Raw genomic sequence first — 18,423 nt, 5'->3', positions numbered from 1 at the left:
TTTCTGTCTCCACGAATGACCGCGAAGTCTGTTTCACCACAGGTATTCTCGAACAGTCGCACTCGGACGGGGGGTGCGACCGCAGGGGTCGCAGGAGGTTTCGGGGTGGCACGCAAGTGGTCGTACTGGACCAAGAACAAGCTTCAAATCTTGGGGGACTATGTACCCGCATTCAACAAAGCTTCGGCGAGAAGTTCTGAGCGGTTGTATCTGGACCTGATGGCAGGACAGCCTGAGAACGAAGAGCGCTACACAGGCAAAGTGATCGATGGATCACCGCGTCGGGTGCTCGCCGCGGATCCAGGGTTCACCCAGCACGTGTTCTTCGAGCTACCTGCCAATGCTGCTCGATTGAAGGCGGTGCTCGATATCGAGTTTCCTGGTAAGGAGTTCGAGGTTATCCCAGGTGACAGCAACCTGGAGATCGATGCGGCGCTAAAGGCTCTGGAGCCGATCAAATGGGCACCGGCATTCGCGTTCATCGACCAGCAAGCTGCCGAAGTCTGGTGGGAAACGCTGGTCAAGATCGCTCGGTTCAAAGGGGTGCGGGCGAGAACGAAGCCAGAGTTGTGGTTGCTGATGTCCCCCACGATGACCGTCAAAGGGGTGTCCCGCCGCGGGACGAACAGCGCTGCGTTTCGAGAACGGGTGACTCGGCTGTATGGCACCCGAAACTGGCTGAATATCCAGGAAGCTCGAGAGACGAGCGTTATCACGGCCGACCAGTACCGCGAAGAGATGACGAACTTCATGCGCTTCCGACTGGCCGAAGCGCTCGGTTATAAGTACACCAACCGCATACCCATGCGGATGGAAAACGGCACGACCATCTACGACATGGTGTTCGCGAGTGACCACTATGTCGGCGACAAGATTATGTCCCATCTCTATGCCAAGGCTGCCGAGCGAGAGCCGGCGATGCAGCGGGAGGCGCGGCGGCTGGCGAAGATGGATCGAGAACACAAGGCGGGCACCGAGGGCCTGTTCGAGATTCCGGCGTCAGCGGAGCCGGAGGTCAGCGGTGCTATTCTCTGGCGGCCGGAGCCGTACTGGAATCCCGCTGAGCGCGAGTGGTGGACCGAACGCGACTGACGGCCGAAACGAGTGCTGCCGATACGACCGGGATGCTGTGTCAGGCAGTCATTTCGGGCATGCCGTCCCAGAGTTGGCCATCCAGTTCGCGACCCAGCGCTTTCGGAGTACGTCCGCCCCACTGCTTGAAGAAGAAGGGAACTTCTGCCTGCTCGCAGGCATCGCGTATGCCACGGACCCATTCTGGATCCAGGGGGCGATGCCCTGGTCCGGACTCGCCGCCGGCGATTACCCAGTCGATATCGTCGAGCTGCAGATCATCGAGCGGCCCAAGGAGCGGTTCGCAGGACAGGAACCGTACTGCCGCGGGGATGGCTCGTAGGTGGTCAATCCGATCCACGTGGTCGGCGTTCTCGACTGATACGCCCATCCAAACGTTGGTGGGCCATTCCAGCTGATTCGCAAGGCGCTTCAGCCGCAGTGATCTCTTGGTCAGCACCTGGTAGGTATGTTGCGGCGTTCGCCGCATGACATCGAATACATCCTGGATGAAACCGACCGGCACTTTTGCGTGGAACAGGTCGGACATGCTGTTGACGAACACGACTCTCGGTTGTCGCCACTGCAGGGGAACGTCAAGCGTTGACGGGTGGATGGTTACACCGAAGCCCGGACCGGATGTGCGTGGATCACCGTCGTGCTGATACTTCTCCGCCCCCATGGCCTTCAATCTCTTGGCCAGGGTCATGGCGTAGCAGTGATCGCAGCCCGCCGAGACGCGATCGCAGCCAGTGACGGGATTCCATGTCGCCTCAGTCCATTCGATACGAGATCCGTCCGCCATAGCACCTCCAATCGGATTGTTCTGACAGTACCCGCACTACGACGCTCTGTAGGCGAGCGCCACGGATGACCACAACCGACGACGACCGGATACAACGCCACTCAGGAAAACCTCATGGAATCTCTGAGCATCCACCATATCCGAAAGTTTGTTCGATTTCTGTCACAACGGCTCCCAGTTGCCCGCTGCGGTAGTCAGTACACCGTTCAGTACTCCTCGGCTTTCCGCTTACCGATACCTGATCGTTGGCGCTGCTCAGGGGCTCGTCCCGCCTTCCATGTCGGTGTCCGGCCATTGCGGTTCGCCGATCTCGCCGCACCGAAGGCCGGATAACACCACTTCTCGGCGGGATCACCTGAACTATGCGATTGCCGGGTGTATTGAGCATTTGCGGGCTGAGGTTCACCTGGGCCGGATAGGTGAAGCATTCAGTGCAGGGATCTCACCAATAGCATTGTGCGGTAAAGGCATACGTCCGGATCGCCCCGGTGGGTAAGGTGGGTTCTCGGTTGGTGTATCGGATGAGGAGGGGCATATGCGTATCCACCACTTGGACGCTGGAGGAACCCGTCCCTTCGGAGGTCGCTTGTTCGACGGTCGGCCGGGAGTGTTACGTAAGGCCGACAGCGCGTGTCATTGCTTGTTGATCGAGCACTCCGCCGGGCTGGTTCTGATCGATACCGGTTACGGTGAGCAGGCGTTGGTTCAGCCGGATGTCTGGGTGGGCAGGCAACTCATTCGGCAATCGAATCCGCTTCTCGACCATCCGATTGCCCGTCAGGTGGAGGCACTCGGGTTCTCCCGTAACGATGTTCGCGACATCATCGTGACGCATCTGGATCTGGATCACGCTGGGGGACTGGCGGATTTTCCGGACGCCACTGTGCATGTTCATCAGGCTGAACTGGAAGCCTTTTCGGGTGTATCCGGCCGTCGTGAGCGATTCCGGTATCGGCCGGTGCAGGTTGCCCACGGCCCCAAGTGGTCCTCGTACGCGGAGTCCGATAGTCGTGATGACGATTGGTTCGGCTTTCGAGCGGTTCAGGAGTTGCGTGGTCTGCCGACGGAGATCCTGATGGTGCCGTTGGCGGGACACTCCCGCGGGCATATCGGGGTAGCGGTGAATGACGGCACCGGTTGGTTGTTGCATGCCGGAGACTCGTACACCTATCACGGTCAGCTGGCGGAGAAACCGTCGATGCCGCCGGGGGCCCGAGTATTCCAATGGATCATGGACACTCGGCGCGAGCTGCGGATCGAGAACCAGCGGCGATTGCGGGGGCTGGTGGGTGATTACGGCGATGCGGTAGCAGTGTTCTCGTCACACTGTGCAACGGAGTTCGAGCGTCATCGTCGGCAGCTGCGAGACGGAAACTGAGTCGCACCGTCAGCCGGTATGGCCGAACGGGGTGTGCGCTCCTCGCCGATCCAGGTCGCTTCGGTAGTGCGGGTGCGGATAGGTGGGTGATCCGATCCGGGCGAGTCGAGCTTCGCGTATGGCCACCCACCTCTTCGCGCAGTCTGTATATATGCCGGATTCGGTCGGGAGCAACAGCGGAAATCATCCATTGCTAAATAGTTGCTGATGGTTGATTTCTTGGTGTTGATCGGCATCCTGACCGGCTTGTCGTCCAGCGATGGCGCATGAGTGGGGAAGCTGAACCGGCGTGGCAGGTGGAGCGCTCGAATGGATTGAAGGCTTTTACCAGTATGAAGACATGCCGAAGAAGGGTGGGTGAATGGTGTGTCGAATCGGGTTCGCCGAGGTGGGGGGCTGCGCCTTGACCTTTTCGTCGCTATTGCTAAATTGTTGCGACGAAGTTGCTGCGCATCCATGATGCTTCGGTAAGAATGAGTCCGGTCCAACGAGTCTGTCCACTCAACCAATTGAAGGGAAGCTCACATGGCGCAAGATACGCTGACCGACTCGAAGCGCGGCGAGGTCCAGGACATCCGGGACATCGATATGCTGCGGTTCGCTGTCGACGAGGCGCGGCAGGAAGCTCAGAACGCTCGGCAGTACGCCCAGCAGGCGCAGAACCTTGCCCGGCAGGCGCAGCAGCAGACACGTCAGGTCCATCATCAGGCGCAGCTGGCGCAGCACGAAGCCAATCAGGCCAACCAGCAGGCGCAGCAGGCTCGCCAGCAGGCCCTCGTGGCGCAGAACCAGGCCCAGCAGGCGCAGAGCGAGGCCGACCGGGCGCAGAACCAGGCCCAGCAGGCGCAGAGCGAGGCCAGCCAGTCCAACCAGCGGGCGCAGTCCGCGCAGGACCAGGCCGATCAGGCTACGCAGCTGGCCCAGCAGGCCGAGGATCAGGCCTCACGCAGCCAGGACCGGGCCATTCAGTGGGAAATGCAGCTGCATCAGCTGCGCCAGCAGGCCCGCCAGATGCAGTCGCGGTAACGGCTGGTTTTTCCGTCACTGAACAACGTCGGCGAAAGGGGCCACCGCGTACGCGGGTGTTCCCTTTCGCCGACCGGTGAAAGGGCGTCGCTCATGAGTGAACCGGCCCTGCCTCCGCCCGATGTCGAGGTGATCGTGCCGGAGGCATTGAGTGCTGGCACTTATGCCAATGGGTTCACCTGCTGGTACAACCGCACCGATTTCACCATCGATTTCTTGGTGTATTTGCCGACCGAACAGGGGACGGACGAGGCGGGCCGGTTAGTGGTACGGCAACCAACGCAGGTGGTCTCCCGGGTGAAATTTCCACCAGCGCTGATCTTCCGGTTGATGCAGATCTTGAACGACAGCATGAGCAACTATGAGCACCAGTTCGGCTCGATCGTCCACCTCGGGGATTAGCTCTCGGGGGAATGACCTCTCGGGGAATAATTCGGACAGGAGAAGCGCATTGTTCGTATCCAGCCCCGTAACCATCCTGGCAAGCCGGCACGATCGAACCGTCATGATGGACCCTGCGGTCCATTACCGGCCCGACCGGATCGGCGGCAGACGATACCGCCCGACTGTCACCTTCGCGCAGCCGACCGAGGCACCCGCCGCCGAGTGATCGCCGCCGTGGAGCGCTCCCGCCGGTGGAATCGTGAATATCGCGGGGCCGGTCGCGAGTGCGCTAACGGCTGGAGCCCAGTTTGTGGAGGGCCGTGAACGCACTCGCCGACTCTGAGCTGGACATCATCGGCCAGCTCTTACTTACTTCCGGGTTGGGCGCCATTGCCTGGCTCGGAAGCAGGTTCGGTGGGTCAGCCGACGGCGGCGGAGCGTGAGTGAGCACGTCCGGCTATATCGGCCAATTCCGCGTTGAAATGATCCTCGGCTTCGATATTGCCCAAGTGGCCGGTGGGCCACACACGGTATGCGGTCAGGTATCCGGTGCTTGCGAGCGCTTCGGCGATGTTGCGCGACATGCGCTCGGGCAGCAAGCGATCGTGCTTGCCCGCGATCACCGTGGTCGGCACGGTGAGAGACGCGGCGGTTTCGGTGAGATCCATATCCGCCAGCGCCGCGGCATGCCTGCCCCGGGTGAGGGGACGGCAGGACCGCAGGATGCCCAGTGCGAAGTCCACCTGATCGGCGGTCGCCCGCCTTGACATCACGCGCGCCTTGAGTAGCGCGCCGACCGGCCACCCGCCTGGTAGCGGTACCGGAGCGGTGAGCAGTGTCTCGGAGACGATCATCGGCATCCGTACGGTGTTACCGAGTACGGTGATCGGCCGATCCGCTAAGGTCAGCGGCTTGTTCAGCAAGGGAATCAGATCGCTGCCGTATCGGATATCGCCCGAACTGGTATTCGCGAGGACAGCCGCGGCGGCCCGCTGCCGAACCTGCTCCGGATATTGCCCTGCCCACGCCTGGATGGTTATCCCGCCCATGCTGTGCCCGACCAGCACCGCGCGCTGACCTGGGCGCAGTGTGGCATCGAGGACGGCCGACAGATCTTGGGCCAGTGTTTCCCTGCCCGGCGTCGTTCTACCGAGTTCGCTGGTGCCGTGGCCCCGCTGGTCGTAGCAGACCACCCGATACTGGTCGGCGAAGGCATTGATCTGCGGGTTCCAGTATTCGATACTGCAGCTCCACCCGTGGATCAGCACGATCACATCGCCATCGGCCGGGCCGTAGGCATGCACTCGGAGACGTGCTCCGTCCGCGGAGGTGACCGGGATGACGGCGTAGGGATGCGTGGGGGCGTTCAGCGACGCGGTCCGGAAGGTGCGAGAACGCAGTCCCGCACGGTAAGGGGCGGTGAGCGCGCCATTACGCGCGTCCGCCAGAGTCTTCATCGACTTCACCAGCATCGCGCACTCCTTTGTGTCTAACACCACAGTACTCTGCAAGCACAGTGCTTGCTAGTGCAAGCACTGTGGCAGGCATTCCTGGCCTGTACCGTTGAGTACCCATAATGCGCGTCGGACCGAGAACATGTTCGCAAAACCGGAAATAAATATTTTCGAGTACACCTTGCGTGCGGATCGGATCTGTATCAGGGTCTGCGCGAATCTGTTCGGCCCGCTGGCGACCCTGGGCGCCGCGCGGTTACGGTTGACCTCGTGGACACCGCGCACACTGCCCCCGGACCCCGATCAGGATCCGTTGGGGAAAGCGAGTCGAGGGCCGGATGGCGGGGTATGATATCCCCTTTGCTGGTGGCAGGCGTAGGCGTCGGCGTCGGGGTGCTGCTGCACCTGCGTGACCCGCATATCGAAGGTTCCTACGGCAGCTGCCCGTCGTATGTGCTGACCGGCTGGTATTGCCCGGGCTGTGGCGGTATGCGCGCGGTGCACGATCTCACTGATGGGCGGGTCATCGATGCCCTGCACAGCAACCTGCTCGCGATTCCGCTGGTGCTCGCCTTCGTGGTGTGGGTAGTGGACTGGACGATACGGGCTCGACGTGGTCAGCAGATGCGGCTGCCATCGATCGGCCCGGTGGTCATGTGGGTCTTCTTCGCGTTGCTGGCGGTGTACACCGTCTTGCGCAATACACAGTGGGGGACCATGCTCACCCCGGTTTGATGTCCTCCCGGCGTAGTCGCTGTGTGTGCAGGCAAGCTGGATGTATGAGTGATTCACTGAAGAATCGGATACGGATGAAGTTGCTACGCCAACTCGCCGAGGACGGGCCGCGTGATGCCGAGCATGACGACCCACGTCAGATCGCGCTGGAAACCGATCTCGACGCGCTCGACACCCTCACGGAAGACGATCCGCTGATCGAAGAACTGGCCGCGCGTTATCTGGTGTTCTGATCAGGATGGCGCGTTGCCGCCACTGGGTGGCAGCTGGGGTAGGGGCATGGCGAGCAGCCAGCTATCCCAGAGCGACTGTAGCGGTACCGCACTGTAGCGGCCCGACAGATCGATGAATTCTCCGGTGTCCACCGAGGCGTGACGATAGCGGATCGTCCATTCGCGCAGCAGATCGAAGAACGCCGCATCGCCGAGTTCCAGGCGCAGTGCGTGCAGAGTCAATGCGCCGCGTTTGTAGACACGATCATCGAACATGCGCAGCGGCCCAGGGTCGCCGATCACGATGTCCTGCGGCTCTCGGGACAGACTGTGCCGCGCGGCCCTGGCCAACTGGTCGGTGGTCGGCCCGCCCGCCGCTTCTGACCAAATCCATTCCGCGTAGCAGGCGAATCCCTCGTGTAGCCAGATATCCCGCCACTGCCGGATGGTCAGGCTGTTGCCGAACCACTGGTGCGCCAGTTCATGGGCGACCAGTCGTTCGGCACCGCGGCGACCGTCGCAGTGGTTGGCCCCGAAGATGGACAGCCCCTGTGCTTCGATCGGGATTTCCAGTTCGTCGTCGGTGACGACCACGGTGTATCCCTCGAACGGATAAGGACCGAACGCCTCGGTGAAGACTTCGAGCATCTTCGGTTGTCTGGCGAAGTCGTAGTCGAAGGCGGTACGCAACCGAGGTGGCAGGACAGCCTGCATCGGCACCTGGGCGTGCGCGGAGCCGATGTGCTGTTTGTGATAAGGGCCGATCTGAATGGTGGCCAGATAGCTCGACATCGGCTCGGACTGCTCGTACACCCATGTGGTCTGACTGGCTTTCGTCTGCTTGCGCAGTAAAGTGCCATTGGCCACCGCGTAGTACGGCGAATCGGTGGTGATCGAAATCCGGTAGCTGGCTTTGGAACTCGGGTGGTCGTCACACGGAAACCAGGATGCCGCGCCATTGGGCTGGCCGGCTACCATCGCACCCTCGGCAAGTTCTTCCCAGCCGACTTCACCCCATGGTCCGCGCACCGGTTTCGGGGTGCCGCTGTAGTGCACCACCAGCGACAAGACGCCGCCGACCGGAATCCGTTGCTGCGGCGTGATCACCAATTTGCCTTGCTGGTGGCGGTATTTCGCGGCTTTTGTTGCATTGACGAACACTTTCGAGACGCTCAGCGTCTGGGCGAGGTCGAGCGCGAACCGCGTGCGTGTCTCGGTGGTCACCGCGGTGATCGTGGCGCGCCCGGTAAGCCGGTTGCTCGGCACTCGGTAAGCCAGTTCGAGTTCGTACCGGGAAACCCGATAGCCCCGATTACCGTTCTGCGGTAGGTACTCGTCGATGGGGGCGTCGGAGAACTTGTCCGGCATCAGCGCGCTCCAGGATCGCCCGTGAACCAGGGCGCGATCGGATTGCCCCACCAGCGTGTCGAGTCGGGTACGGTATCGCCGCGCATGACCAGCGAGGCCGGGCCGATGGTCGCACCGTCTCCGAGCGCCGAGGCAGGCAGAGCGACGCAGTGCGGGCCGAGAGTGGCGCCGGTACCGAGGGTGACCGTGTCCATGGCCATGATCCGGTCGTGGAACAGGTGGGTCTGCACCACGCAGCCGCGTTCCACTGTCGCGCCGTCACTGAGAGTCACCAGGTCTGCCTCCGGGAGCCAATAGGACTCGCACCATACCCCGCGGCCGATATTCGCGCCGAGTGCGCGAAGCCACAGGTTCAGTACGGGTGTCCCGGTCGCCGCGCGCGCGAACCACGGTGCGGCGACCGTTTCCACGAAGGTGTCGGATACCTCGTTACGCCATACGAACCAACTCCATAGCGGATGCTCTTCCTGTCGGATTCGACCTACCAGCAGCCATTTCGCGGCCACCGTCACTACCCCTGCGATAGCGCCTGCGGCAAGCAACACCATGCCGCTGAGCAGCCCGGCGGCCAGGTGGCCGAAGATCCGCGCGAGCCACGCGAGGGTGAACAGCACGCCGAGCCCGATGGCGAAGGTCACCAGAACCGGGAACAATCGGCAGGTTTCGACGAAACCACGCGCGATACGCAGCCGGGTCGGCGGGTCGAAGGTGCGCGTGGTGTCGGCGTTTCCCGCGGCCCGGCGCAGCCGGACCGGGGGGCTGCCGAGCCAGGAGGAGCCTGCCTTCGCTTTGGACGGTGCCGCGGAAAGGACGGCGACCAGGCCGTTTTTCGGAACCCGTCGGCCGGGTGCGGTCATCCCGGAGTTACCGAGAAACGCGCGCTTACCGACCTTGGCCGCACCGATGTGCAGCCAGCCACCGCCGAGTTCGTAACCGGCGATCATGGTGTCGTCGGCGAGGAACGCGCCGTCGGCCACCGTGGTGAACTTCGGCAACAGCAGCACGGTGGATGCCTCGACGCTTTTGCCGATCTTCGCGCCGAGTAACCGCAGCCATACCGGCGTGAGCAAGCTCGCGTACAGCGGGAACAGGAAGGTGCGTGCGGAATCGAGGAGCCGCTCGGTGGCCCAGGCCTGCCAGCCGATACGGCTGCGCACCGGGTGATAGCCCTCGGTCAGGCCGATACTCAACAGCCGGACCGCGGCGATGATCGCCACGGCGTACACCCCGAGGCTGAGCAGGACGGCCACGGGAAGGATCGCGAAGGCACGGCCGACGGCTTGTGCCTGTGCGGTGGTATCGCGGACGAACCAGGCGATGAACGCGCCGCCGACGCCGAGGGCGAGGACCGGCAAGGCGGCCGATGCCATCGATGTAACGCCGAAAACGGCGACCCAGCGTCTGGCCCGGTCGGGCGTATGCGCGGGCCAGCGGTGCTGGGCCTTGCCGACTTTCACCGCGGGCGAGCCCGCCCACGCCTGTTCGGCTTTCACCATGCCCGATACCGCGGAACCGGGCGCTATCTCGGCATTCTTGCCGATCTTCGTGCCGGGCAGCAGGATCGAACGTGAGCCGACCACCGCGCCTGAACCGATACTGATCGGGCCGAGATGCACCACATCGCCGTCGATCCAGTAACCGGACAGGTCTACTTCCGGCTCTACGCTGCACCCGTCACCCAGTTCGAGCATGCCGGTCACCGGAGGCAAGGAGTGCAGGTCGACGCCTTTGCCGATCCGCGCACCGAGGGCTCGGGCGAACGGCACCATCCATGGGGCGCCGGAGAGGTTCTCGGCTCCGCTGGCCTCGGACAGTCGGACGGCCGCCCAGAGCCGCAGGTGCACGGAGCCGCCGCGTGGATACTGCCCCGGCCGGACGCCACGCAACAGTAATCGCGCACCGGCCACACAGAGTGCCATACGACCCGGTGGCGAGATGAACAGTACGAACGCGACTATCGTCCACCACAAGGACAGCTGCGGCAGCCATGGCAGTGCGCCGAACCAGGCTGCGATATGGCCCGCGATCGCCAGCCAGGTGAACCACTGCAGGCCGGTGAGCGTTGTCAGCGGTACGGTGGCCAGCACTTGTACCGCTTGCGCGCGTAGTGGTGTCGGACGCACGACCCGTTCGGTGGCGGCGACCGCGGGTGTGGTGCGCTCCAGCAGATCCACCAAGGCGCCGAGCCTGGGGTGGTCGTAGAGATCGGCGACGGTGATCTGGGGATAGCGTTCGCGGAGGGCGGCGACCAGCAGGGCCGCTGCGAGTGAGCCGCCGCCGAGATCGAAGAAGTCGGCCGTGAGATCGCCGACCTTCGCTCCAAGGATCGAATCCCACAGTCCGGCAACCCATTGTGCCGTGCCGGTCAGGTCGTTGTCGTCGTCCTCCGAGGTATCGGGCAGTGGCCATGGCAGGGCGTCGCGGTCGACCTTGCCCGAGGTCCGGGTGGGGAGTTCGGGGACAACCGCGAGCCGGGGGACCAGCGGAGCCGGTAGGTGTTCGAGGAGAACGGCGCGCGCCGCTTCGGCATCGAAACCGAGCTCGGGCCCGGTCAGGTAGCCGACCAGGATTTTATTGCCTGCTTTGGTGGTCCGGATCGCGGCAGCGGCACCGGTGACGTCGGGCAGCTGCCGTAGCGCGTTATCGATTTCGCCGAGCTCGATGCGCCGGCCGCCGAGTTTGATCTGGTCGTCGGCGCGACCGAGGAAGACCAGGCCCGCACTGTCGTTACGAACGAGATCGCCGCTGCGATAGGCGCGGTCCCAGCCCACGGAGGGTAGTGGCGCATACTGCTGCGCGTCCTTCGCCGGGTCGAGATAGCGAGCCAGGCCGACGCCGCCGATCACCAATTCGCCGGATTCGCCCTCGGCCACCGGGTTGCCCGACTGGTCGACCACGACGAGATCCCAACCGTTGAGTGGAAGGCCGATCCGGATCGGCTCCTGGCCGTCCAGTTGTGCGGCGCAGGCGACGACCGTCGCTTCGGTGGGGCCGTAGGTGTTCCATACCTCGCGTCCTGCTCCGGCAAGGCGTTCGGCGAGTTCCGGTGGTACCGCCTCACCGCCGAAGATCAGCAGGCGTACCGCTTCCAACGCCTCGACCGGCCAGGTCGCCGCCAGGGTCGGTACGGTCGAGACGATGCTGATCTCACGGCGTACCAGCCAGGGGCCGAGGTCGGCACCGGTACGTACCAGCTCCCGAGGGGCAGGCACCAGACAGGCGCCATGGCGCCATGCCAGCCACATTTCCTCGCAGGAGGCGTCGAAGGCGACCGAGAGACCGGCCAGGACCCGGTCGCCGGGGCCGATCGGCGCATCGCGGAGGAACAGGTCGGCTTCGGCATCGACGAAGGCGGCGGCGTTGCGGTGCGTGACGGCAACCCCTTTCGGGGTTCCGGTCGAGCCGGAGGTGAAGATGATCCAGGCGTCGTCGCCGGGAGTGGGCAGCTTCGAGTGGGTATTCGCATGCCGGTGTTTTTCCATGGCGCGGATACCGGCTGCTGTGGTCTCGATGCCCGCGGCGGTCACGATCGCGGTGACCTGCGCCTCACCGAAGACCAAAAGGGCGCGTTCTTCCGGGTCATCGGCATCGACCGGTACATAGGCGGCGCCTGCGTGGAGAACAGCCAGGATTGTGACGTAGAGCTCGTGACTACCCGATGGCATCCGTACGCCGACCCGATCGCCGCGGCGTACACCCGCCGCCGCGAGACGGTCCGCGACCTTCTCGATCTCGCCTGCCAGTTCGAGGTAGGACAGTGTTACGCGACCGTCATCGATAGCGGGGGCGTCGGGGTGGGTGGCCACCGTCGCGGTCAGGATGTCGACGAGTGTCCTTGCCTCGGCTGCGCGTTCGCCACGCAATAAGGGGCCTGCTTGTGCCTCCAGCGCGGTCTGCAGCAGGGTGCTCTGCGCACCTCCCATCGACTTGCCTCACACTTTCTATATCGCGTTGTCAGGGGGCCGCCATGATAGGAAAAGCTACGATGGCCGACTGATAACGGTACCCGGCGCCGTTTTCGTCAATCCCCGAGCGCGCTGGGGCGGTAATAGCGTCCGTTGTAGTAGAGCAGTGGGGCCGCGGCAGGTTTTTCGTCGGTGTCGTCGTGCACACGGGTGACCAGACCGGCGACCACGGTGTGATCGCCGATGGGGATGAGCCGGTGCACGGTGGTGCGCAGCCAGATGGGGGTGCCGTGCAGCACCGGCTCGCCGGTGTCGAGGGTGGTCCACAGGGACGGGTCGGTGAATCGCTCCGCCGCGGTCCGGGAAAACCGGTGCGCCAAATGCTGTTGGTGCTCACCGAGGAAGTGGATGACCACGGATTCGGCGTCCAATAGGGCGGACAGGCTGGAGGAGGTATGTGCGATATTGAACGAGACCAGGGGTGGGTCCAGTGACAGCGAGGCGAAAGAGGTCGCGGTGAAGCCGACCGGTCCGCGCGGTGAGCTCAGTGTGACGATGGTGACGCCGGCAGGGTAGTGGCGCATGGAGGCGCGGTACTGCTCAGCGGTGATACCGCTGAGATCATCGGGGACCATAAAATCTGTCTCGGGCCGGGGTGTTTCGGTCACATGACGAAACTACGCCCGGATTCCCGCTGCGGCACACTCGAGTCGTGCTACCACTGCGGACGGGACCTGATGGGGCGGTATAGCGCAAGCTTCCGCTGTCTCGATACGCTGTATAAATGACAGATTGGCAGGCTTTCACGGTCGAAACGAAGGACAACGTCGCCCAGGTGACGCTGACCGGTCCCGGTAAAGGTAACGCGATGGGGCCGGATTTCTGGCGCGAGTTGCCGGAGATCTTCCAGGCGCTGGACGCCGACCCCGAGGTGCGGGCGATCGTGCTGACCGGCTCGGGAAAGCATTTCTCCTACGGACTCGATCTGCCCGCGATGAGCAGTACGTTCGGCCCGCTGCTCGCTGACCGTGCCCTGGCCGCGCCGCGCACCGAATTCCTGAACGAGGTGCGCCGATTGCAGGCCGCGATCACGGCGGTGGCGGACTGTCGCAAGCCGGTGATCGCAGCGGTATCCGGTTGGTGCATCGGCGGTGGGCTGGATCTGATCGCAGCCGCCGACCTGCGCTACGCCAGCGCGGAGGCCAAGTTCAGCCTGCGTGAGGCCAAAGTCGCGATTGTCGCCGACGTCGGGTCGCTGCACCGGCTGCCCGACATCATCAGTGAGGGGCATCTGCGGGAGCTCGCTTACACCGGCAAGGACATCGATGCCGCGCGGGCGGAGAAGATCGGTTTGGTCAACGATGTCTTCGCGGATCAGGAGGCGGTACTCGACGCGGCACACGCCACCGCGAGGGAGATCGCCGCGAACCCGCCGTTGGTGGTGCAGGGCGTGAAGGATGTGCTGGATCAGCGCCGTAAGGATGAGATCGCCGCTGGTCTGCGCTATGTCTCCGCGTGGAATGCCGCGTTCTTGCCTTCGGAGGATCTCACCGAGGCGATTCAGGCTGTCTTCGAAAAGCGCGCGCCCGAGTTCCGCGGTAAGTAAGCCCACCGTGACCGAATCCTTTCCGGTGTTGCCGGAAAGGTAGTGCACCGGATAGCCGGGGGTCCGGATTTACCGGACGCCCGGCTGCTCCACGGATTTCAGTGTCCGCCCTGGTCCTTCAGGCGCTGGATGGATGCTTCGATCTCGGCTTCGGCCTCGGCGCGTCCGACCCACTCGGAGCCTTTGACGAACTTGCCCGGCTCGAGATCCTTGTAGCGCTCGAAGAAATGCTTGATCGAGGAAAGCTCGAACTCCGGGACATCCTTCAGATCCTGGATGTGGTCCCACCGCGGGTCACCGGCGGGTACACACAGGATCTTGTCGTCGCCGCCTGCTTCATCGGTCATTTTGTACATCGCGACCGGGCGGGCCTCGACGATGACACCGGGGAATACCGAGTCCGGCAACAGGACCAGCGCGTCCAGCGGGTCGCCGTCCTCGCCGAGAGTGTCCTCGATGTAGCCGTAGTCGGCGGGATAGACCATGGAGGTGTACAGGAACCGATCGAGCCGGACCCGGCCGGTCTTATGGTCGACTTCGTACTTGTTTCGGGACCCCTTGGGGATCTCGATGGTGACGTCGAACTCCACGACATCTCCTTCACTGCGTCGGTGCCGAGCCGGGACCCGGCTACTTATGGGTGACTGCCGATTCGGCCGTGGTGGAACCGCCGACTCGCCAGGTTGTGCATAGGAACAGTTGCGCAACGAGGATAGTGTGGTCGGCGAGGGCACGGATGCGGCAGGCGGCTGCTGCGGGAATCGGTCAGGAGCGCGGCGGCGACGTGTTTGGTAGCAACGGAAACATGGGTGTGTTGGCTGCCAGGCGGCGCCGCAACAGGTTGGTCTGGGGATCGGCCGTCCTGGTGGTATTGCTCGTGCTCGCTGTGGTGGCCGCGGCCATGGTGCGGCCGTGGACCGAGGAATTCCGGCACGGTGGGCTGATCGTTGCTGCCCCACCCGCACTGGTCGATCCCACCTCGCGGCTCGGTCCGGCCTTGTCGAACGCGCCCGCACCGACCCCTGCTGGGATCACCGCCGCACTCGCCCCGGTGATCGGAAACCCGGGGCTCGGGGTATTCGCGGGCCGGATAACCGATGTCGGCAGCGGCACGGTGCTGTGGAGCAGCGCGGCGGACGAACCGATGGTCCCCTCGTCCACCGCCAAGATTCTCACCGCGGCGGCTGCTCTGCTCACACTGCCTGCCGAGCACCGGGTGAGCACCAGGGTCGTCACCGGTGCCGTGCCGAATGAACTGGTTCTGGTCGGCGGCGGTGATCCGACGCTCACCGCACAGCCGGATGGCAAGGGCTACTACCCGAATGGGCCACGTCTGGCCGATCTGGTGGCACAGATCAGGACGGTGGACCGCCCAGTGGACACGATCATCGTCGATACCTCCGCCTACGCTGGACCGACCATGGCACGGGGCTGGGACCCGATCGACATCCCCGAGGGTTCGATCGCCCCGATCGAACCGGTGATGCTCGACGGCGGCCGCCTGCAACCGCTCGTCGAGTACTCGCCGCGTACCAAGACCCCCGCGCTGGACGCGGGGCGGCGTCTGGCGACCGAGTTGGGGCTGGACCCGGCTCTGGTCCGGATGGGTACCGCGCCCGCCGATGCGATCGAGGTCGCCGCCGTATGGTCGGCACCGTTGCGGGATCGGCTGCGCGATATGCTCGTCCACTCCGATAACGTGCTGGCCGAGGCGGTCGGGCGGGAAATCGCGATGGCGAACGGCGGCGAGGCATCGTTCAATGGCGCCGTTACCGCGGTGCATGGGGCGTTGAACGCGGCCGGTTTCGATCTCACCGGTTCGGATATGCACGATAGCAGCGGTCTTTCGGTGGACGATCGGATTCCGGCACGGCTTCTCGACCAAGTGATGGCGACCGCGGCCAAGCCGACCGGCGCCAACCTGATACAGCCGGCGGGCACCAAGGCAAGGCCGGAACAGGACCGGATCGCTGCTACCTTGGCGCCGATGCTCGATGATCTGCCGGTCGCGGGCGCTACTGGCTCGCTGAGCAGCCGTTATGTCGTCCAGGATCGGCAGGCGGCGGGCTGGGCACGGGCTAAGACCGGAACTTTATCGATATCGAGTGCGTTGGTCGGGTATGTGCTGGACGCAGATGGTCGGGTACTGACCTTCGCGCTGATGTCGAACGATCGGCCACCGGAGGTGAGTAGACCGGCGTTGGACGCGATCGTAGGCACGCTGCGAAACTGTGGATGCTCATGACGGGTGGTTGACCATGACCCAGCAAGGTTCTGACACAGCCGAATTCGGTCCCGCGTCTGCGGTCGAACGGCACAAGGGTCGCTCCGGCCTTTCCGGGCTGGTCGATTGGCGTCTGGCCGCACGAACCGGTTCGGTTCTGGTGCCGGCGGGCCCGCGTACTTCGCGCTATTCGGCCGAGCAGGTTGTCGCGGAACTCGCTACCGCCTCCGAACGCGCCGAAGGGCCGGTCCGCGAGGTGAGCGGACTGCTGGACGACAGGCAGGTACCCGAGGCGAGGATCGTCGACCGGCCGGGTTGGATCACGGCCGCCGCCGATTCCATGGCTCAGCTCACCGGCACAGATGTAGCGCATGGGGAGTGGAAGCTGTTCGCGGGCAAGCCCGCAGGCGTGCAGGCGGGCGCGATGCTCGCCTTCCTATCCACCGCGATCCTCGGTCAGTACGACCCGTTCACCGGACCGGACGGAACTCTGCTGCTGGTCGCGCCCAATATTGTGGCGGTAGAACGTGCGCTCGGGGTGTCGCCGAGTGATTTCCGGTTCTGGGTTTGCTTGCACGAAGTGACGCATCGGGTGCAGTTCTCTTCCGCTCCGTGGCTCGCGGAGTACATGCGCGCCAATGTCGGTGTACTCGGTGAAGCCGGTGATGAGCCGTTGGCCGAGATGCTCTCCCGATTGGTCGAGGAGATTCGGGACCGTCGCCGCGGCGCCGTTCCCGACGATCCCGCGGCCCGCGGTGTGGTCGGACTGTTGCGCGCCACCCAGGCGCCGCCGCAGCGGGAGGCGCTCGACCGGCTGCTTATGCTCGGTACCTTGCTGGAGGGGCACGCCGATCACGTCATGGACGCGGTCGGTCCCGCGGTTGTCCCGACGGTCCAGCAGATCCGCACCGCCTTCGATCAGCGGCGCAAGCGTCCGGCGAATCCGGTGCAACGCCTGCTGCGCGCCCTGCTCGGCGTTGACGCGAAGGTGGCCCAGTATGTGCGCGGTAAGCAGTTCGTCGACGAGGTGGTCGACCGGGTCGGCATGACGCGGTTCAACACCGTGTGGACGGAGGCGAACACCCTGCCGCGCGCCGACGAGATCGAGAATCCGCAGCGCTGGATCGAGCGAGTACTCGGCTGACCACCGCGGCGGTGCCTGTCGGGCCTGCTACTGCGGTATCACCCGGTGGGTACGGTCGGTAGGCTGCGGCGCATGGGGCGCGCGCCGGAAACGACATCGAAAGGTCTCGGATCGGCAGCCGGGATACCAGGGGGTGGGCGTTTGCCCGAAACCGCTGCTGTGCTCGCTGTCCGCAGGGCGGTGCGGGATTGGCTGACCCGCTATGGCCGCTCCGGAAGCGAGCGGCGGGCGGTGGCGGTGGGATTGTCCGGTGGCGCGGATTCGCTGGCGCTCACCGCGGCGGCGGTGGCCGAAGCGCCCGCGGTCGACGCGCTGGTGATCGATCACCGGCTGCAGCCTGGGTCGGATGTGGTCGCTGCCGAGGCGACGACAAGGGCGCTCGCGCTCGGTTGCCGGTCGGCACGGGTGCTCGAGGTCGAGGTCGGCGCCGCGGGTGGTCTCGAGGCGGCTGCGCGCCGGGCCAGGTACAGCGCATTGGACGCGGCGCGTGACGGCCTTCCGGTGCTGCTCGGGCATACCCTCGATGATCAGGCGGAAACGGTGTTGCTCGGACTCGCGCGCGGGTCGGGAGGCCGTTCGATCCAGGGGATGGCCGCGTATACCGAGCCATGGGGTAGGCCGCTGCTCGGCGTGCGCCGGGAAACGACTCGGCAGCTGTGCGCCGACCTGGGCATGTCGCCGCATGACGACCCGCACAATGTGACGCCGGATTTCACCAGGGTTCGGCTGCGGCTGGAGGCACTGCCGTTGCTGGAGCAGATTCTCGGCGGTGGCGTTGCCCCGGCATTGGCGCGCACGGCCGAGCAGTTGCGGGAAGACGGCGCGGTACTCGACGCGCTTGCCGCCGAATTACTACACAGCGCGAGTGATGGGCGAACGCTTGTGATCGAGACGCTCGCCACCGCTCCCGCGGCCCTGCGTAAACGGGCAATTAGGGCATGGCTGCTGGCCAATGGCGGGAAAGCTCTGACCGCCAAGCATTTACGGGCCGTCGATGATCTGGTGATCGCATGGCGCGGTCAGGGTGGCGTCGCGATCGGTGGCGGAAGTCAGGGGACCAGGTTGGTTGCCGGGCGGGAACATGGCAGGCTGACACTGCGGCTGGAATAGG

The 18,423-nt window shown here is 64.5% G+C and carries 17 protein-coding genes; 11 read left to right on the top strand and 6 right to left on the bottom strand.

Annotation, left to right across the window (positions count from 1 at the left end; genetic code table 11):
- Positions 1 to 105: 105 nt before the first annotated feature.
- On the top strand, positions 106 to 1,092 hold the full coding sequence (gene tcmP / locus ACL02S_RS16320) for a three-Cys-motif partner protein TcmP (RefSeq protein ID WP_412803282.1): 987 nt from the start codon (positions 106 to 108) through the stop codon (positions 1,090 to 1,092).
- Positions 1,093 to 1,132: 40 nt separating this feature from the next.
- Here tcmP and ACL02S_RS16315 read toward each other — a convergent pair whose 3' ends face one another.
- Complete coding sequence (locus ACL02S_RS16315) at positions 1,133 to 1,876, bottom strand: DUF5131 family protein (RefSeq protein ID WP_412803281.1); 744 nt, start codon at positions 1,874 to 1,876, stop codon at positions 1,133 to 1,135.
- A gap of 535 nt (positions 1,877 to 2,411) precedes the next feature.
- Between ACL02S_RS16315 and ACL02S_RS16310 the strand changes: the two genes are divergently transcribed.
- From ACL02S_RS16310 to ACL02S_RS16300, 3 genes are all read left to right on the top strand, one after another.
- Positions 2,412 to 3,254: an MBL fold metallo-hydrolase gene (locus ACL02S_RS16310; RefSeq protein ID WP_412803280.1), complete on the top strand. Its 843-nt coding sequence runs from the start codon at positions 2,412 to 2,414 to the stop codon at positions 3,252 to 3,254.
- A 525-nt stretch (positions 3,255 to 3,779) separates the two neighbouring features.
- Positions 3,780 to 4,280: a hypothetical protein gene (locus ACL02S_RS16305; protein WP_412803279.1), complete on the top strand. Its 501-nt coding sequence runs from the start codon at positions 3,780 to 3,782 to the stop codon at positions 4,278 to 4,280.
- 93 nt (positions 4,281 to 4,373) lie between these two features.
- Positions 4,374 to 4,682, top strand: coding sequence for a DUF3467 domain-containing protein (locus tag ACL02S_RS16300; protein ID WP_412803278.1), 309 nt, complete (start codon positions 4,374 to 4,376; stop codon positions 4,680 to 4,682).
- A gap of 401 nt (positions 4,683 to 5,083) precedes the next feature.
- Here the strand turns inward: ACL02S_RS16300 and ACL02S_RS16295 are convergent, their stop codons facing one another.
- Entirely contained in the window at positions 5,084 to 6,136 is a 1,053-nt protein-coding gene (locus tag ACL02S_RS16295) for an alpha/beta fold hydrolase (protein ID WP_412803277.1), read from the bottom strand.
- 124 nt (positions 6,137 to 6,260) lie between these two features.
- Here ACL02S_RS16295 and ACL02S_RS16290 point away from each other — a divergent pair, with 124 nt between their 5' ends.
- Genes ACL02S_RS16290 through ACL02S_RS16280 form a run of 3 tightly spaced genes read left to right on the top strand, consistent with a single transcriptional unit; the run spans position 6,261 to position 7,086 of the window.
- Positions 6,261 to 6,470, top strand: a complete 210-nt coding sequence (locus tag ACL02S_RS16290; protein WP_412803276.1) for a hypothetical protein — start codon at positions 6,261 to 6,263, stop codon at positions 6,468 to 6,470.
- On the top strand, positions 6,467 to 6,853 hold the full coding sequence (locus tag ACL02S_RS16285) for a DUF2752 domain-containing protein (RefSeq protein ID WP_412803275.1): 387 nt from the start codon (positions 6,467 to 6,469) through the stop codon (positions 6,851 to 6,853). The genes ACL02S_RS16290 and ACL02S_RS16285 overlap by 4 nt, the downstream gene beginning before the upstream one ends.
- A gap of 44 nt (positions 6,854 to 6,897) precedes the next feature.
- Complete coding sequence (locus ACL02S_RS16280) at positions 6,898 to 7,086, top strand: hypothetical protein (RefSeq protein ID WP_412803274.1); 189 nt, start codon at positions 6,898 to 6,900, stop codon at positions 7,084 to 7,086.
- On the opposite strand, the gene ACL02S_RS16275 is transcribed toward ACL02S_RS16280, so the two are convergent.
- From ACL02S_RS16275 to ACL02S_RS16265, 3 genes are all read right to left on the bottom strand, one after another.
- Positions 7,087 to 8,433: a M1 family metallopeptidase gene (locus ACL02S_RS16275; protein WP_412803273.1), complete on the bottom strand. Its 1,347-nt coding sequence runs from the start codon at positions 8,431 to 8,433 to the stop codon at positions 7,087 to 7,089.
- The gene (locus tag ACL02S_RS16270; protein ID WP_412803272.1) at positions 8,433 to 12,356 is read right to left on the bottom strand and encodes a Pls/PosA family non-ribosomal peptide synthetase; all 3,924 of its coding nucleotides are present in this window, start codon (positions 12,354 to 12,356) and stop codon (positions 8,433 to 8,435) included. The genes ACL02S_RS16275 and ACL02S_RS16270 overlap by 1 nt, the downstream gene beginning before the upstream one ends.
- A gap of 98 nt (positions 12,357 to 12,454) precedes the next feature.
- Positions 12,455 to 12,973 (bottom strand): flavin reductase family protein, encoded by a 519-nt coding sequence (locus ACL02S_RS16265; protein WP_412803396.1) that lies wholly within the window; start codon positions 12,971 to 12,973, stop codon positions 12,455 to 12,457.
- Between the two features lie 149 nt (positions 12,974 to 13,122).
- Here ACL02S_RS16265 and ACL02S_RS16260 point away from each other — a divergent pair, with 149 nt between their 5' ends.
- A complete protein-coding gene (locus ACL02S_RS16260) occupies positions 13,123 to 13,944 on the top strand; it encodes a crotonase/enoyl-CoA hydratase family protein (RefSeq protein WP_412803271.1) in 822 nt (273 codons plus the stop codon).
- Positions 13,945 to 14,042: 98 nt separating this feature from the next.
- Here ACL02S_RS16260 and ACL02S_RS16255 read toward each other — a convergent pair whose 3' ends face one another.
- A complete protein-coding gene (locus tag ACL02S_RS16255; protein ID WP_412803270.1) occupies positions 14,043 to 14,534 on the bottom strand; it encodes an inorganic diphosphatase in 492 nt (163 codons plus the stop codon).
- Between the two features lie 215 nt (positions 14,535 to 14,749).
- On the opposite strand from ACL02S_RS16255, the gene dacB reads away from it, so the two are divergent.
- The 3 genes from dacB to tilS all read left to right on the top strand — a co-directional run bounded on the left by dacB (position 14,750) and on the right by tilS (position 18,422).
- Positions 14,750 to 16,189 carry a D-alanyl-D-alanine carboxypeptidase/D-alanyl-D-alanine endopeptidase gene (gene dacB / locus ACL02S_RS16250; protein WP_412803269.1) on the top strand — a complete coding sequence of 480 codons (1,440 nt, stop codon included), beginning with the start codon at positions 14,750 to 14,752 and terminating at the stop codon, positions 16,187 to 16,189.
- Positions 16,190 to 16,202: 13 nt separating this feature from the next.
- Positions 16,203 to 17,312, top strand: a complete 1,110-nt coding sequence (locus tag ACL02S_RS16245; protein ID WP_412803268.1) for an Rv3626c family coenzyme F420 biosynthesis-associated protein — start codon at positions 16,203 to 16,205, stop codon at positions 17,310 to 17,312.
- Positions 17,313 to 17,384: 72 nt separating this feature from the next.
- Entirely contained in the window at positions 17,385 to 18,422 is a 1,038-nt protein-coding gene (tilS, locus tag ACL02S_RS16240; RefSeq protein ID WP_412803267.1) for a tRNA lysidine(34) synthetase TilS, read from the top strand.
- Position 18,423: the final 1 nt, after the last annotated feature.

Source organism: Nocardia spongicola (genome assembly GCF_047200775.1).
Classification (GTDB): Bacteria; Actinomycetota; Actinomycetes; order Mycobacteriales; family Mycobacteriaceae; genus Nocardia.
Note: the sequence above shows the minus strand (reverse complement) of the source record. Positions and strands in the feature narration are given on the sequence as shown.